We start from the raw sequence: 16,174 nt of genomic DNA on the forward strand, positions 1-16,174 counted from the left end.
ATATTTGCTTTCGTTTATTTATTGATTATCAAAATTTTTGGTACGTTCATTGCTGTAAACGTAAAATATTCAATATAAATTAAAGTTTAGTGCGACTCGATGGGATAAATATACTCATTAGCGCGCAGAATAAAATATAGATTAAGGCAGGCAATGACCGCTTTCCCTACAATTCATACAAACAAGGCTACTCGCATAGCAATTGTTGAGGATAACGCAACCGCAAGAACAAATTTGCGGGGCCATTTATTGTCAATTGAGAATTTCGAAATCGCTAGTTATAGCAATGGTTTAGAGCTTAAAAACGCACTTCGATTGCAGGATTTTGATTTGCTACTAATGGATTTTAATCTTGGTCAAAGCAAAAACGGTGTTGAATGGATCATTCAGTTTCAAGAACAAGGTTTGTTAAAAGCCTCGACAGGTCTTATGTTTATCACCTCTGATAGCCTGACACAAACCATTGGTCAAATTCTTGACTTACACCCTGATGCAATTTTAATCAAACCATATACGATGAAAAGCCTTCGTATAAATATTGAACATTATTGCAAATTTAGAAAGCAGATAATTTCAGTTTTACAGTACATGGGCCAAAAAGATAATCACCAAGCACTTAACATCATTAGTAAAATGATTGATAACGGGGTTGATAAACGATTTAAAAATGATCACATTAAACTTAAGGGTCGATTATTATTAGCTGAAAAACAATATACCGAAGCCATTAGCCTATATTCGTCAGTCCTCAATAACTCAGCGGGTGTACTATGGGCACATTGGGGATTGATCAAAGCGGAATTTTTTATCGGCCGATGGGAAAAATGTCAAAAACTACTCAATGATCTCATCGCCCAGAGCCTTACAAAAGATAAAGCATACGAATGGCTAGCAAGTGTGGCAATTGGTAGTCACAACTATTACGAAGCTGAAGTAATGCTTGATAATATCTCAACAAGCGATTTAACTGTCCAAGCAACTCGATTAAAAGTCATGTCATATAAGCTACAAGGGAAAGCTGATAAGGCCCAAGATTTGTTAGAAAAGAAAGTGCAAAGCAACCTTACTATAAAAGATAGGATGAGCGATTATGCACTTGAATTAGCAAGGTTCCATATCAACATTGCTGAATCGAATCTTGAAGAGGATTCACAGGCCGATAATACAGAGGATGTTGAAGGTACTGATAACTTACTTGAAGCCCGAAAATTAATCGGAAAAGCTACACGAAACACAAATGACAAACAAAGTAGTTTGCAAAAAGACTACATGCTAGCAATGAGTTATTTACTTGATGGCAATACCGCAAAAGCCGAAAGTACAATCTTGCAAACACAGCATGCAGGCGCACTAAGCAATGCACCGATGACAACATTAATTGATGGTATCAAAATATGGTTTGGAGTTGGGCAAGAAGAAAAAGCAAAAGAGTTAATGTTAGAGTGCGATAACTTGTTGCTTGAAAATGGCAATCATATTGATCAGATAATTTCCAATGAACTTATTTACGAAATAGAGAAAAAGCACAAGCTAGAAAAAGAACGCGCTTTACAAAATAACGACAAAGGCATGAAGCTATACACAGCGAAGGAGTACGCTGACGCATTAGTGTGTTTTTACAAAGCATATAAAACCTTTCCCGGCGTTCCAGCCTTTTCGTTAAACTTGCTGCAATGCATGGCAGAAATAGGACAGGATCAATATCAGTCAATTAGCGCTGAGTACTTGTATATCGAGTTAAAAGAGCTCGCATTATCACAAAAGAATCAATCTCGCTTGGCCTCAATTGCAATCAAGCTAGGCATAAAATAACCAAGCTTTAGCGTTTTGAATGCCTGCCTTGTCATAACCTTGCAAAATCAAGGATAAACCGTCACAATTTAATGCTTGATAACACGTTAAGAGCATTTATGAGCAATACAATATTTAGCCTAGGCTTTACCAATAACAAAGGACAAAACATCGGCTTTGACGAGTACAAAGGGAGTGTACTTTTAATTGTAAATACCGCCAGCAAATGTGGTTTCACACCGCAGTATGAAGGTCTTGAAGCTTTATACCAAAAATATAAGGATCAAGGTTTAGTGATTATTGGCTTCCCTTGCGATCAATTTGGAGGCTAAGAACTATAGGTGATGACGTTCAAATTGAAGAGTTTTGCCAATTAAATTTTGGCGTGAGTTTTCCTCTTTCTCAAAAGATCGAAGTCAATGGTGACAACACTCACCCTATTTACACCTTTTTAAAACATAAAGCACCTTACTTGCTAGGCAGTAAGCGGATAAAGTGGAATTTTACTAAATTCTTAGTCAATAAAGATGGTACGGATGTTAAACGTTACGCGACAGCAACCAAACCAAGTGCAATTGAAGACGACATAAAAAAAGCACTGGCGGTTTAAATACGTGCCTTTATTAACATGTGGAAGTATTTACCCAGCCATTTGTAGGGTTCTTGACTTCCATATTTAATTTCCATCTCGACAAGTTGTGTGTACAAGTCACGTTGTTTTTGAGGATCATTCATATAATCGTGTATGCATCTAAGTCCCCTAGTAGAAACAATGTCACAATCACCGCGCTGGGACATGTATTTTATGATCGTCTTTGGCTCTTGCGCATTATGTGGATTTAATCGCACTGTATTTTTTGACGGCATACCCTGCTCTACATAATCAAAATTACCATACACCATGTTATTAAATAATTTTGCATATCGATTAAAAAACGACAAAGACAAGTGTCCTGCTGGGTTTAAGCAGCTCATCATTTTATCAATTGCATGAATAGGTTCTGGCATCCACTCAAGCACTGAATGACATAAAATAAGATCGTAGTTATTTTCGTGCAGCTCGTCGATGGATGATTGCACAATGGTGACATTAGTATAATCGGACAATCTATCTCGGGCGATAGATAATACATCACTGGAAATATCACATAAGGTTACATGATGTCCACGTTTAGCAAACTCCCTGCTCATCATGCCAGTACCGCCACCTGCATCCAATACCTTAAGACTTGCGCCATCCAAAAAACGCTTCAATACATAAAGTAATAGTTGATGCCTAAGACGACCTTTTGAGGTGCCATATATGTTCTCGTCAAACTTATTCGCAATACCGTCAAAACTACTTTTATCAGTGATCATGCCGGATTATCAATATCTATGAAGTGCACATCTACCTCGTACAATTTACCGATATGTTCTCCTAAAGCCTTTATGCCATATCGTTCAGTTGCATGGTGTCCTGCGGCAAAAAAATCGATGTCTTGCTCAATGGCACTATGGGTAGTTTGTTCTGAAATTTCGCCACTAATGAACGCATCTATTTGAACACCACTTTCGTTTTGCTTTGCAACTTGATCAATAAACCCCTGACCACCTCCGGTGCACCAAGCAATCGTTTTTATTGAAGACTTTTTACCGACGCTCACTACGGTTCGACCCAAGCTGTCTTCGAGCAAAGCTTTACATTGTTCGTGCATCATCGAGCGCTCAAAGTCTCCTAGCATCACAATACCTTCTGGTTTGATATCTTTTACAATTGTGATATTTCTTAAGCCTAACACATGACCAAGCTGAGCGTTGTTACCAACACAGTTATGAATATCTAAAGGGAGGTGATATGCAAGCAAGCTGATATCATTACATAGCAGCGATTTAATTCTCTTGTGTTTCATGCCTGTGATTGTATTAGGTTCACCTTTCCAAAAATAACCATGATGGACCAATATTGCATCGGCTTCATACTCGATTGCCTTTTCAATTAAAGCAAGACTTGCAGTAACGCCAGTGACTATTTTTTTGATTTGCTGTTTACCTTCAACTTGCAGACCATTTGGGCAATAGTCGCTAATTGCGCTTACATTTAGATATTCATCAAGATACTTTTTTAAATCACTAAGTAACAATTTACTGTCCTTTTAATAAGAAATTAGACTTTTTCACTAAAGTATGTATAAACTATTCAATAATAACATTATTTAAACATATACAGGTGCATTTTATTAATGAGTAAATTAGACAAAGATACTGTGTTAGAGGATTTTTCAAAGGCCTACACAAAAGCAAATGGAAAAGCTCCAACTGTTGAAGCAAAAGGCGGTTGGTACAGTGTTGACGGCGGTAAAAACGTCCGTCTGGCTCAATTAGCAGAAATGACAGTAGAATTAGCAGGAAGTAAGGCTGCGCCTAAAGCAGCAAAGGCTGAACCTAAAAAAGCAGCCCCAAAAGCAAAAGCTGAACCCAAAGCACCTAAAGCCAAGGCTGAGAAGCCAAAAACGGCCGCTAAAAAACCTGCCAAGAAAAAAGCAAGTAAATCTTCATTTTCTGTTAAGGATTTTTACACAAAACAAATTCAAGAAGCTAACCCAGGTGCTAGAGCGCCCAGAGTAGTTTGTGTTAGATAAAAAAAAGCGTCCAATGGGACGCTTTTTTTATGTAAAATTTTAGTGTGACCACCATTTTGCATTATACATAAATTTCGTGACCCCAGATTCAAGACCATCAGACACTGCGAACCCCAACTTTTGAGCTAGGGTCTTTTTACTTGCATATTGAAGTCTGAACATAGAGAAAGTCTCATTGGCTTGCATAAGAAAGTCATCAGAGGTTTGAATCTCATCAACTAATTGTAGCTCTTTTGCTTTTGTACCATACCAATACTCGCCTGTGGCCACTTTTTCTATATCTAAGTTTGGTCTATTTTCTGATACGAACGATTTAAACATTACATGTACTTCTTCAAGTTCTGATCTAAACTTCTCACGTCCCTCATCACTGTTTTCACCAAAAACAGTCAACGTTCTTTTAAAATCGCCAGCTGTATGCATCTCAAAATCAATATCATTCTTTTTAAGCAGCTTATGAAAGTTAGGTAACTGAGCGATAACACCTATTGAGCCAACGATTGCAAAGGGAGCACTAATGACTTTATCTGCTACGCAAGCCATCATATACCCACCACTAGCAGCCACTTTATCAATACTTACCGTCAGGTTTAGGCCTTTGTCTTTAATTCTTTTAAGTTGAGAAGCTGCTAGACCATAGCCGTGCACTACACCTCCACCACTTTCAACTTTTACAAGTACTTCATCGCCCTTTTCTGCTATGCATAATATGGCTGTTATTTCTTTGCGTAAGCGCTCTACCTCTTTTGCCATAGGCGAACCATCGAAGTCGATTACAAATAAGTTATGTGACTTTTCTTTTTCAGCCTTTGGCTTCTTTTTATTTTTCTTTTGTTCTTTTTGTAGCTTTTTCAAATCATCTTTGGATAGTAAAGCTTCTCGTCCCATTTTTTGTAGGTCATCATAAGACTCAGACAAAGAATCTAATTCCAGACTACCTTGACTCACCACCTGCTGACTTTTGTTTCGAGGCAGCGCCCAAAATAATAATAACAATTGCTGCAAAGGCAATGACGATGGTTAACGCTTTTGCCAAAAACAATCCAAATTCAAATAAAAATTCCAAAAAACCACACTCCAATATTTCTAATACATTCTATTATAAGGGCGAAAACAAAAACCAAAAGACTTGTTTTCAGAATAAATAAAAAACCCGCCATAGAGGCGGGTTTTTAGTGGGTTTATTAACTTAGTTTTGAACAACTGCTGTGTTATTTACTTGAATAACACGAGCATCACTTGCTAAGTAAGTGGCGATTTGCGTCTGCATTTCTAAGGTTACCGCAGGGTCTGGCACTGGATTCAAACTACTTGCATGCGCACCCGACGTGTATAACACAATACCACTTTGGGGGTCGGCACTAGCAGTTGTTGACGCCACCGTAGGCAACTCCATCAAAGCAGCTAATGGTAATTGCCCAGAAGTAGGTAGACTAGTTGATACAGGAATGACTTGGTCAGGCAGATTTTCACCACCATCACCAACCACTGTTAACATGTGTACATTTGTATTCTCACCTAAGGTGTCAAAGAAATTAATAGGGTCAGAGGAGTCAGTAACTGTTTGTGCAGCAAATGCAAACTGGGCAAAAATAGCATTGATCGCTGCAGTTTGTTCAGCATCCAAGGCACCTAGAAATGCACTTGCAAAACCAACCAACTCTGGCTCAGAAAGATTAGCAGGATTCGCCCCCTGTGAAGCAACAAATTGAGCAAACTCTGGCGAAGCTCCTAATAACAGTGAACCTTTGATAAGTGTACCAAACGCTTGTGACTCTAATAAGAATGTTGCTAACCCGCCTCCAGGTGATTCCAAAGACGCCGCCTGAATTTCAAACAACCTGGATAGTTGTGCAAGCGGTCCTTCAATCGGCGTATTGGCCACTGACGTAAACATACCACCAGTAATTGCTCCTAAAGACACGCCCATTACTGAAACATCAGTACCATTGATATTTGCCATTGGCATGCCGGTAGTACCATCAATAACCGCGTTTAAGCCCAATCGTGTACCTAACAAATCCGCAACAGCTTGTCTTGAGTTATCACGTGCCGTTGGCAAGCTAGCTAAATTCAAGAAACTAGTTGCAGAAACTGTTGTTGCATTGATTTCATCTCCAGGATTTGTTGGGTCAATATCAAATCCACGACTACCATGTACAGGTAAGTCGATTGCAACTGTTGCAAATCCAGCCAAAGATAAACTGCCTGTAATTGACAACATTGCTTCTTTTTGTGAAGTGATGCCATGAACTAACATTACTACAGGCCAACCATTTGCTGGCATAGTGATCGGATTACCTAATGCAGCCGCTACCGTTGGATTTGGTAGTGTGATTTGAACATCTAAATCTTCCTTGCCCGCATTACGTCCAGTCATTTGAGGAACAGGAGAAAATTTGGTTAGATTACGCGCGGCATCTAGTTTTTGACCACCAACTCTTAAATCAGCAAGTCCCGCGGCTGAACATGCAGCAGCATTGGGGTCAGGCTCTGCAGCAGCAAGCACTTCTGCCGGCGCTGTCGCCAGCACAATGCCTGAGTCACAAGCAGAGGTCCAAAATTCATTGGCCGGTGCAAGTGGATTGTCTTCGCGCGGAACGCCAGAATAATACGGTAGTGAAATGTTACCTGCGTATAAGTCAGCAGCACAAAAAGCACCTACTTGAGGTAATGTTAACTGGCTAACACCTTGTGCAAGCGCATTCAAGCCGCCATCAACTTGTGGTACACCTGTTGATTGACCGGTAAATCCTACAAAATTATTGCCTGCTGCTTGTAATAGACCATTACACGTGGTTAACGCCGAAAAGTCTGTTGCATCAACAAAGTTTTGAATTGCTTGCAGCTCTGGACTTGCCATTACAGCGCCAGCAATGCCTGCATTAATTGCAGTTTCGCTAACCAAGCCAAGGGCTTCCATTGCGTTAGGAACTGGCGCTTGGCCACTAACAATGATGGCAGGTAAAGCCTGACCGGCGGTTGGGTCTCCAGCGGCTGTGCGTGCGCCAAACTCAGCAACACTTAACTGCTTAATTGTCGATAGTACATTTGGAATAGATTGTGTCGTAAACGCTTGTACCGAAACAATTTCCTCTCGTGATAAGTTGACTTGTTCTAGCGCGTCAATATAAGAGTTAACCAAACCCTGAAGCTGCAATTGCGAAGCAGAAGATAATGGAAAGGTGTTTATATCTTGACGAACTAAGTCCCAAGTAGTAGAGCCTTGAACTGATTTACCTGAAGAATCTCTCAGATCTGAAGTCACCACCAACATGTGTCCTTGAGCTGCTTTCAAAGGCTTAAGAGGTACAACATTGATTGTATTAGCACCTGATAGAGACAATACATAGTCAACACCAAATTGTAGCTCGTCACCCATCTTACAACCTGCGCTCGGTGTTGTTACTGTCGAGCATAACTCGTCACTTTGATCAAGGCCGAGTATTGCTTCGAAAAGTCTTACGCCAGATGAAAGTGTTGATGCGTCGATGCTTACGCCTGGTGGGGTATCGATATTAATCTGCATTGGATAGTTAGTAGACCAGCCATCTAACACATTTAAGGCATTTTGAGGGTCAGAAAAATCACTAGGGTCTGCAACCGGAATGTTGAGCGTGAAGTCAAATACCTCACCTTCCCCCGGTAACATTAGCAAGTCGTTGGGAATATTCAAATCACCATTTGCAGGATCAAACACAATTCTTGAAACAGGGGTTTGTACTTGCGCTTCAGCTTGAAGGTCTTCTATAGTCTCTCCGCCACCGCACCCTGTAAGCCCTAAGGCCATCACGATACTTGTGCTCAACAACAATTTTTTCATTCTATCTCCCTACTTCGTGTAGATATGCTTTGTAAGTGTTAAGTTCATACGAAATTTGTCTGGTTTTGATTGTTTTTCACTCGTATGACCAGTTAGTTATTCCCCTATATTATTGACTTTATCGTCACTTTGCAAAGTGTTTGTAAATGTAATGTAATAAAAGTCATATTTTCTTAGCTAGATTAGACAAATTTGCTTATGAGGCCCCTGTTCACCTTTTGCTCTTGCTTAATCTCAGGTAACATTCATTTAATTTTCCCAAGATCAAATACGCTATGTCACATATTGCTAGCCATATAGATTTTCAAATAGAACAAAACTCTTTAGAAAACAAAACGATTTTAGTCACCGGAGCCGGTGATGGTATAGGTAAACAAGCAGCCATTACTTATGCTACTGCAGGGGCTGTCGTTATATTGTTAGGTAGAACAGTATCCAAATTAGAAAAAACCTACGACGAAATAATTGCACTAGGCGGGCAGCAACCAAGTATTGTTCCGCTTGATTTAGCAGGCGCAAGTCAATCAGATTATGAGGGCCTAGCCGCGACAATAGAAGATCAATATAAAAAACTAGACGGCATTTTACTTAACGCAAGTGTTCTTGGGAACCTATGCCCGTTCGAGCAAATCAAGCCAAAAGAGTATCAGGAGGTCATGCAAATCAACGTAAATAGTCAATTTACGCTGTTGCAAGCATTCCTGCCTTTGTTGAAACAAAATGATAGGGCCTCAGTTATATTTACTACCTCATCAGTTGGTCGCACGGGAAGAGCTTTCTGGGGAACTTACAGCATTTCTAAGTTTGCCACCGAAGGAATGATGCAAATACTAGCAGATGAATACAAACACAGTGGGCTGCGTTTCAATTGTATTAATCCAGGCGCCACTAGAACGCAAATGCGAGCAAAAGCATACCCTGCAGAGAAAGCTGAGTCTTTAAAAACACCCAAGCAAATAATGCCTACTTATGTTTACTTTATGGCTGATGCCAGTACTGCTGTCACTGGGCAAAGCGTAGACTGCCAAGTCAAATAATAGTAAACATTTGTCAATCACTAAGGTCAGACCTTAGTGATTGATTTTTGCCCATGTATCTCTTAATTCCACCGTCCTATTAAAGACTAACTCATCTTTAGTTGACAATGTATCGACACAAAAATAGCCTGTTCTTTCAAATTGAAATGCTTGACCTGCCTGTGTATTCGCTAAGTCTTTTTCAACAATCGCGTTTTTAGTCACCAGAGATTTAGGATTAATAGTACCCGCGAAGTCTTCTTCGGCCGCAGGGTTAGGCACCGTAAATAAACGATCATATAGCCTGACTTTTGCATTTATACCCGCTGCAGCACTGACCCAATGAATAACGCCTTTGGCTTTTCGGCCATCAGCAGGATCTTTACCTAATGTTTCAGGGTCATAGCTACAATATACACATGTCACATTGCCACTTTCATCCGTGTCAAAGCGTTCTGCTTTGATGAAATAGGCATTGCGTAGCCTGACTTCTTTACCTATCACCAAACGTTTGAATTTTTTATTTGCAGACTCTCTAAAATCTTCAGATTCAATATAAAGCTCTTTGCTAAACACGACCTCCCGGCTACCTAATTCCGGTCTATTTGGATGATTTGGTGCATGTATAACTTCTGTCTTGTCTGAAGGATAATTTTCAATTACCACCTTGATCGGATCTAACACTGCCATTCTGCGAGGTGCGTCAACATTAAGCTCCTCACGAATACATGCCTCTAGCATCCCCATCTCAACCATATTATCCATCTTAGTGACGCCAATACGTTTGCAAAACTCCCTCACTGACGACGCTGTATATCCTCGACGTCTAATACCCGCAATAGTTGGCATACGCGGATCGTCCCAACCCTCAACGTGTTTATCGTCAACTAGTTGAATGAGCTTACGTTTGCTTAACACCGTGTATTCTAAATTTAATCGACTAAATTCATATTGTCTTGGACGGCTGTCAATGGTGATATTATCAATTACCCAATCATAAAGGCGTCTATTATCCTGAAACTCTAATGTACAAAGTGAATGAGTAATGCCTTCTAGCGCATCGGAAATACAGTGCGTAAAATCATACATTGGATAAATGCACCATTTGTCACCCGTTTGATGATGATGAGCAAATTTTACTCGATAAATCACCGGGTCTCGCATACACATAAAATCAGAAGACATATCGATTTTTGCTCGAAGGCTACAGTGTCCTTCGGGATATTCACCTGATCGCATCTTTTCAAAATGCTCAAGATTTTCATCTACCGATGTATCTCGATAAGGACTATTTTGGCCAGCTTGAGTCAGCGTCCCACGCATCAGCCGAACTTCTTCTTGTGTACTAAAATCCACATATGCCAGAGACTTTTTAATTAGCTCAACTGCAAAACCATGTAATTGATCAAAATAAAGAGAAGAATATTTAATATTCTCGTGCCATGTAAAACCCAACCAACTGACATCGTTTTGAATTGATTTCACATAATCAATGCTTTCTTTTTCTGGATTAGTATCATCAAATCGTAAATTACATGTGCCACTATAATCACCTGCAAGACCAAAATTTAAGCAGATTGATTTAGCGTGCCCCATGTGCAAATAACCATTAGGCTCAGGTGGGAAGCGAGTTGTAACAGTGCTATGCAATCCCGAAGCAATATCTTTATCAATAATTTGACGAATAAAATTGGTCGGACGAAAGTCGGTCTCGGCCATAATATATGAGTTCCTTAAAAATGCAGCTCGTTATTGCTGGAGTATATCATTACAGGTTTATATGGTTAAAAGGTTATTTTTCAATATCGGCTCTTCACTAGCATTTGCTTGATAAGTATAAGACTTTTGGTGTATAAAACCTTAAGCATTTTTTTTAAGTATACAATGAAAAGTAAAGCGACCTCTTTTGATATTGCACACATGGCTGGGGTATCTCAATCTACCGTATCACGGGCCTTGAGCGACAGTCCTTTGGTCAACCCAGAAACACGAGAACGTGTTAAAAAAATCGCAACTGAACTTAATTACAAAGTTGACAAAAACGCAAGTAATTTGCGTAAGCAACAAAGCAAAACAATTGCACTATTATTATTTGAAGACCCAACATCTGATAATTCTTCTATCAATCCATTTTTTATTAGCATGCTAGATAGCATTACCAAAGCAACCTCTATAGCAGGATATGACTTACTCGTTTCTTTTCAAGATTTAAACGATGATTGGCATGCCGTTTATGCAGATAGTAATAAGGCAGACGGACTTATCTTACTTGGTTATGGAAGTTATACTGATTATGAGCATAAAGTCAGTCAACTAGAAGAGCAAGGAACTAGATTTTTACGCTGGGGAGCGGCTGACAAGAATCATCCAGGTATATCGGTTGGCTCTGATAACTATCACGGCGGCTTAATCATGACCGAACATCTGTTGAGTTTTGCTTATAAGAATTTTGCTTTTATTGGGGAATGTGGTGTAGGTGCACCAGAGTTCAAAGCAAGATATGACGGTTTTATAGATGCATTAACGCGTCACAATATTGATGTAAACACGGTTCAACAAGTGGACGCAATATCAACAGAAGAAGCTGGTTATGAAGCGGCATTAAGGATTTTAGAACATAAGCAGCCTGAAGCTGTCTTTTGTGCATCAGATCTTATGGCCATTGGCGCCATGCGTGCCATAAGAGCAAAAGGTTTGGACGTTCCCAATGATATTGCTGTGGTTGGTTATGATAATATCCAAGTAAGCGCGTTCTGCACGCCTGCTCTATCAACTGTTCAACAAAACACACAGTTAGCGGGTAAATTGCTCGTGACCAATCTGTTGGCGATCATTAACAATGAAGTAGTTGACGATATATTAATGCAACCTGAGCTCATTGTTAGGCAGTCCTGCGGGCACAAGAGTGCCTCTAAACATCCGAGTAATACTCAGTTTTTATGAAGAAAATTGTCATCCTTGGCGGTGGTAGCGCAGGCTGGATAACCGCAAATCTACTTAGGCATAGTTTAGACATTAACGAATTTGATATTACCTTAGTAGAAAGCCCGCAAATAGGCACTATTGGCGTTGGAGAAGGATCAACCCCGCATCTAAAGCTTTTTTTGACAGTATTAATATCGATGAAAAAGAGTGGATGGCCTATTGCCAAGCATCGTATAAAAATGGAATTACTTTTTGCGATTGGACTATTGGCAAGCATAAGAATAGCTATTTTCACCCCTTCCCTTCAATTGTTGATAGACAAACCGTTGGTGCCTTCTTGCAAAACGCTATTTTGCGAAGCAAAGGCAACAATACCAATGCACATCCTGATGATTACTTTTTAGCCTCCCTTTTAACGGAACAAGGTAAGGGCCCAAAACCACTTGATACTTCACTCAATATTCCAATTAACTATGCCTATCACTTTGACTCAAATCTATTGGGCGAGTTTTTATCTATAAAAGCCATCGCCAAAGGTGTAAAGCATGTTCAAGGCACATTTCAGCGCGCAAGTATTAATTGTGACGGTGACATCGATGCTATTTATCTAGACAATGATAGTAAAATCGATGGAACATTTTTTATCGATGCTAGTGGATTTAAGAGTTTATTATTGCAACAAGCACTTAAGGTCAATTTCAATTCGTTTGGTAATATGCTGTTTAATGATAGCGCTATTGCTATTGCTTCGACTACTTCACAACCTTTGTTAGCCCAAACAAAAGCAACTGCGTTGTCAGCAGGTTGGGCGTGGCATATTCCCTTGAGGTCCCGAACCGGAAATGGTTATGTTTTTAGTAGCCAACATATTAGCTTTGATGAGGCCGAAAACGAATTAAGAAAGCATCTATTGCTTTGTGATAATGAAGGAATTACCCGAAAAATAAAAATGAAAGTTGGCGTAGTTGAGCAAGCGTGGAAATCAAATGTTGTCGCAATTGGTTTGTCTCAAGGGTTTATTGAACCACTTGAAGCAACAGCGATACATATCGTAATTGATTCGGTCAATCAATTCGTGAAGTATTTTAAAAACGATCATTACAATACTGAAGACCGTGAAGACTACAATATAAACATCCAAAAGCGCTATGAAGGGATCCGAGACTATATCGTGTGTCATTACTTAGTTAACAATCGTTATCAGTCTAGTGAGCATGATCCCCATGGTTATTGGAAGGCATGTGCTAATCTTAGTGTCATTTCTGACAACCTCAAGAGTATTATGTCAACTTGGGAACAAGGAAAAGACATAACTCCTGAACTCAATAAACGAAACATGCAACAGCATTACCCTGCCATATCATGGTATTGCCTACTGGCTGGTTACCACCATTTTAAACAGCAAGCGCATGGCAAAGAACTTAACGCAATTAATCACCAAAAAATGAAAGCTTATATTGAACAAAACTTACGTTTTTTTGCTAATCATCAAGACAGCCTTAATGCGCTCGATGATTAAAGGCAAAAATTCTTTAAGGCATTACAACTCTAAGCGCTAAGCCCTCGTTAGTTAATGGTATTGTACTTAGATTTAAAGTTTGTTTAGCGCTGTCATAAACAATGTCTTTTTCAGCAAGTGCAACATCATTCACGAAAACACTTGCAGGAGCACTATTAATGCCATGTAGGGTGAAGGAAAGCTCTCGCTGATCTGGCACCCCCGTATAAGAACCAGTTGTTTGCGCATTAATAGACAGTTCATTTGATAGTTGATTGTCTTGTCCAACTTCAGTGTAGCTAGCCTTGAATATCAATTGCTGTACTTGGTCTTTTTCAATGCTATTAGGATCGATGCCATCGTCTTCATACATAATGTAGGATGCTTCGTTTATAGACGAGTGATGATAATAATGAATAGACAGGAATTCAGGCGCATATTGTTTAGTATTTTGCATATCATTAGCATATGGCACAAATGCACCTGCTTTTACCAAAACAGGCAATTGTTCAAGCCCAGATAGAAACATTATTCTGCGTCGGTTTTGATACACTTCATTTGTCCAATAGTTGAACCATACTCCTTTTGGCAAATTGATGCGTTTTGTATAACTTTTTTCATCCACTATTGGCGCGACTAAAAACGCATCCCCCCACATATAAGCGTCTGTCCTTTCAATTGACTCTTGCGCAAACGCCATGGCAAGTGGTCTCATTAATGGAAGACCGGTCTTTGCATTTTCAATGCTTAAGGAGTAATTGTAGGGTAATAAACGATACCGCAGTTTGATGTAGTCACGTACGATACTCTGCGTCCGTTTATCATGAAACACAGGCTCGGGCGCTATATGGTCTTGAGCATGAGGCCGATATACTGGTTGAAAAACACCATATTGCATCCACCTAATATATAGTTCAGGATCAAATTCTTCACCGCCGGCAAACCCACCCAAATCAGAATGAATGTATGCCAAACCAAACATACTCATTTGCAAAGCTAATTCAACTTGAGGCTTTAAGCCTGCCCAACTTCGATCAACATCCCCTGTCCATGGAATCATGCCAAAACGCTGAGATCCGATAAAACCAGAACGCATCATGACAAATGGACGGCTATTTGGGCTAAGTGCGCGCTGTTTCTTGTAGACCATTTTTGCCCACTGGTGACCGTATGCATTATGAATTTCATTTGCCGTCACTGACTCATCATCTAGCAGATGTAAAGTATCATATGGATGCACCTCTGGCTCTCCCAAATCACCCCACCAACCGCTGACGCCCTGTGATGCAAGCTTTTCATAAAACTGCCAAAACCATTGCTGACCTGAATCACTAAAAACATCAACCAAACCAGTGTTTCCAAAATAAAAATCGAATGTCTTAGGTTTACCACTAATTCCAAGTGCTAGTGCATTATTTTCAACAGCATCAGGCCATTTACTTGCATTAGTTAAGATGAAAGGTTCTGTAATCACAATCGTATTAACGCCCTGTTCATCTAAAGAGCTAATCATTCCTGTGGGATCAGGCCAATTAGGTTCATACCAATCAAGATTACCCATGTGCCCTTTTATATCAGGACCAAACCAGTATAAGTCAAGCACAATAGCGTCTAGAGGAAAGTCCAACGCTAGGAATTTATCAACCGTTTCGACAGCTTCTTGTTGGGTACGATAGCCAAAACGAGAAGCAAAGTTACCTAATGCCCAACGTGGTGGTAAGGGCTGAGTGCCAGTTGCTGTAACGAAACGCTGAACGACACTTTTGTAATCTTTACCCGCCGTTACTATATAAGAGGTCCTGCCAGCTTCAGCTTCAAATTGAAGAACGTTTTTATCAGTGTGCGCGATATCTAAATGACCATTAGCAGTATTGTCAAATGCTATTGCATAGCCTTTATCCGACATCACCGCCGGCAGACTGTAGTACATTTGATTTGATTCGCTGTTGTAGCCATAGTGTGCACGATTGTATAAAGGCATTTTGTGGCCACGTCTATCCATTCCTAATATCCGCTGACCACCTCCAATTATTTTTTCAGTATCATCTATCGTAAACCGGAATCCTCGAATAGTGTCATATTGGAATAGTCCCTTTTCTTCTTTGAATAGCAATTTTTCTGCGTGATAAAAAGAGAGTTGAAAAGGCGATTTTGTTATTCTGATTTCAATTTCAGGCAAGGTAAATAAAATTGATTCATTCGTTTCACTAAGAAATTTATTACTATAAACGGGGGCATCGCTTGGCAATGCGAAAGAAGGTAGCAACTTGGTCCCCTCTTTTTGATAAAAAACTTCTACCGTCCCTTCATTGATTGGTGTGAGCGTTAATTGTCCTTTTTCAAAATTAATCACCAGTTTGTTTTCAACAGTTTCACTGTCTACAAACGTTCCTAGTACATCATGAGAAAAAGCAAGCTTAGGCACAAGGAAGCTAACAAACAGTAGCGTGAAGAAAATAGTCTTTATCCGTAAAGTCATTGGCTTCATCTTTTTTCTCTT

General features: G+C 39.8%; 9 protein-coding genes and 3 pseudogenes. 6 read left to right on the forward strand and 6 right to left on the reverse strand.

The window, feature by feature from the left end; all coding sequences use genetic code 11:
* Positions 1 to 153: 153 nt before the first annotated feature.
* Positions 154 to 1,812 (forward strand): tetratricopeptide repeat protein, encoded by a 1,659-nt coding sequence (locus tag ACZ1G6_RS08335; RefSeq protein WP_472618856.1) that lies wholly within the window; start codon positions 154 to 156, stop codon positions 1,810 to 1,812.
* 98 nt (positions 1,813 to 1,910) lie between these two features.
* Positions 1,911 to 2,401 (forward strand): annotated as a pseudogene (locus ACZ1G6_RS08340) (glutathione peroxidase).
* Here ACZ1G6_RS08340 and ACZ1G6_RS08345 read toward each other — a convergent pair.
* Together ACZ1G6_RS08345 and ACZ1G6_RS08350 are read right to left on the reverse strand one after the other, a co-directional pair.
* Complete coding sequence (locus ACZ1G6_RS08345; protein WP_472618857.1) at positions 2,398 to 3,150, reverse strand: methyltransferase; 753 nt, start codon at positions 3,148 to 3,150, stop codon at positions 2,398 to 2,400. The pseudogene ACZ1G6_RS08340 and the gene ACZ1G6_RS08345 overlap by 4 nt on opposite strands.
* Complete coding sequence (locus tag ACZ1G6_RS08350) at positions 3,147 to 3,914, reverse strand: Nif3-like dinuclear metal center hexameric protein (RefSeq protein WP_472618858.1); 768 nt, start codon at positions 3,912 to 3,914, stop codon at positions 3,147 to 3,149. The genes ACZ1G6_RS08345 and ACZ1G6_RS08350 overlap by 4 nt, the downstream gene beginning before the upstream one ends.
* Positions 3,915 to 4,013: 99 nt before the next feature.
* On the opposite strand from ACZ1G6_RS08350, the gene ACZ1G6_RS08355 reads away from it, so the two are divergent.
* Positions 4,014 to 4,412, forward strand: a complete 399-nt coding sequence (locus tag ACZ1G6_RS08355) for a hypothetical protein (RefSeq protein ID WP_472618859.1) — start codon at positions 4,014 to 4,016, stop codon at positions 4,410 to 4,412.
* A gap of 39 nt (positions 4,413 to 4,451) precedes the next feature.
* On the opposite strand, the pseudogene sohB reads toward ACZ1G6_RS08355, so the two are convergent.
* Positions 4,452 to 5,478: pseudogene (sohB, locus tag ACZ1G6_RS08360) on the reverse strand (protease SohB).
* A gap of 123 nt (positions 5,479 to 5,601) precedes the next feature.
* Positions 5,602 to 8,235, reverse strand: a complete 2,634-nt coding sequence (locus tag ACZ1G6_RS08365) for a VolA/Pla-1 family phospholipase (protein ID WP_472618860.1) — start codon at positions 8,233 to 8,235, stop codon at positions 5,602 to 5,604.
* 275 nt (positions 8,236 to 8,510) lie between these two features.
* Here ACZ1G6_RS08365 and ACZ1G6_RS08370 point away from each other — a divergent pair, with 275 nt between their 5' ends.
* Positions 8,511 to 9,272: a YciK family oxidoreductase gene (locus ACZ1G6_RS08370; protein WP_472618861.1), complete on the forward strand. Its 762-nt coding sequence runs from the start codon at positions 8,511 to 8,513 to the stop codon at positions 9,270 to 9,272.
* A 33-nt stretch (positions 9,273 to 9,305) separates the two neighbouring features.
* On the opposite strand, the gene glnS is transcribed toward ACZ1G6_RS08370, so the two are convergent.
* The gene (gene glnS / locus ACZ1G6_RS08375) at positions 9,306 to 10,970 is read right to left on the reverse strand and encodes a glutamine--tRNA ligase (RefSeq protein ID WP_472618862.1); all 1,665 of its coding nucleotides are present in this window, start codon (positions 10,968 to 10,970) and stop codon (positions 9,306 to 9,308) included.
* 165 nt (positions 10,971 to 11,135) lie between these two features.
* On the opposite strand from glnS, the gene ACZ1G6_RS08380 reads away from it, so the two are divergent.
* Both ACZ1G6_RS08380 and ACZ1G6_RS08385 read left to right on the forward strand, forming a co-directional pair.
* A complete protein-coding gene (locus ACZ1G6_RS08380; protein ID WP_472618863.1) occupies positions 11,136 to 12,194 on the forward strand; it encodes a LacI family DNA-binding transcriptional regulator in 1,059 nt (352 codons plus the stop codon).
* A pseudogene (locus ACZ1G6_RS08385) lies at positions 12,191 to 13,695 on the forward strand (tryptophan halogenase family protein). The gene ACZ1G6_RS08380 and the pseudogene ACZ1G6_RS08385 overlap by 4 nt, the downstream one beginning before the upstream one ends.
* A 13-nt stretch (positions 13,696 to 13,708) precedes the next feature.
* On the opposite strand, the gene ACZ1G6_RS08390 reads toward ACZ1G6_RS08385, so the two are convergent.
* Complete coding sequence (locus ACZ1G6_RS08390; RefSeq protein WP_472618864.1) at positions 13,709 to 16,153, reverse strand: glycoside hydrolase family 31 protein; 2,445 nt, start codon at positions 16,151 to 16,153, stop codon at positions 13,709 to 13,711.
* Between the last annotated feature and the right edge of the window lie 21 nt (positions 16,154 to 16,174).

The organism is Glaciecola sp. HA4-3 (assembly GCF_055693685.1).

Bases quoted from the DNA above. Each gene is read 5' to 3' on its own strand.
- ACZ1G6_RS08335 (WP_472618856.1), top strand. From the start codon at position 154: ATGACCGCTTTCCCTACAATTCATACAAACAAGGCTACTCGCATAGCA.
- ACZ1G6_RS08345 (WP_472618857.1), bottom strand. From the start codon at position 3,150: ATGATCACTGATAAAAGTAGTTTTGACGGTATTGCGAATAAGTTTGAC.
- ACZ1G6_RS08355 (WP_472618859.1), top strand. From the start codon at position 4,014: ATGAGTAAATTAGACAAAGATACTGTGTTAGAGGATTTTTCAAAGGCC.
- ACZ1G6_RS08365 (WP_472618860.1), bottom strand. From the start codon at position 8,235: ATGAAAAAATTGTTGTTGAGCACAAGTATCGTGATGGCCTTAGGGCTT.
- ACZ1G6_RS08370 (WP_472618861.1), top strand. From the start codon at position 8,511: ATGTCACATATTGCTAGCCATATAGATTTTCAAATAGAACAAAACTCT.
- glnS (WP_472618862.1), bottom strand. From the start codon at position 10,970: ATGGCCGAGACCGACTTTCGTCCGACCAATTTTATTCGTCAAATTATT.
- ACZ1G6_RS08380 (WP_472618863.1), top strand. From the start codon at position 11,136: ATGAAAAGTAAAGCGACCTCTTTTGATATTGCACACATGGCTGGGGTA.
- ACZ1G6_RS08390 (WP_472618864.1), bottom strand. From the start codon at position 16,153: ATGACTTTACGGATAAAGACTATTTTCTTCACGCTACTGTTTGTTAGC.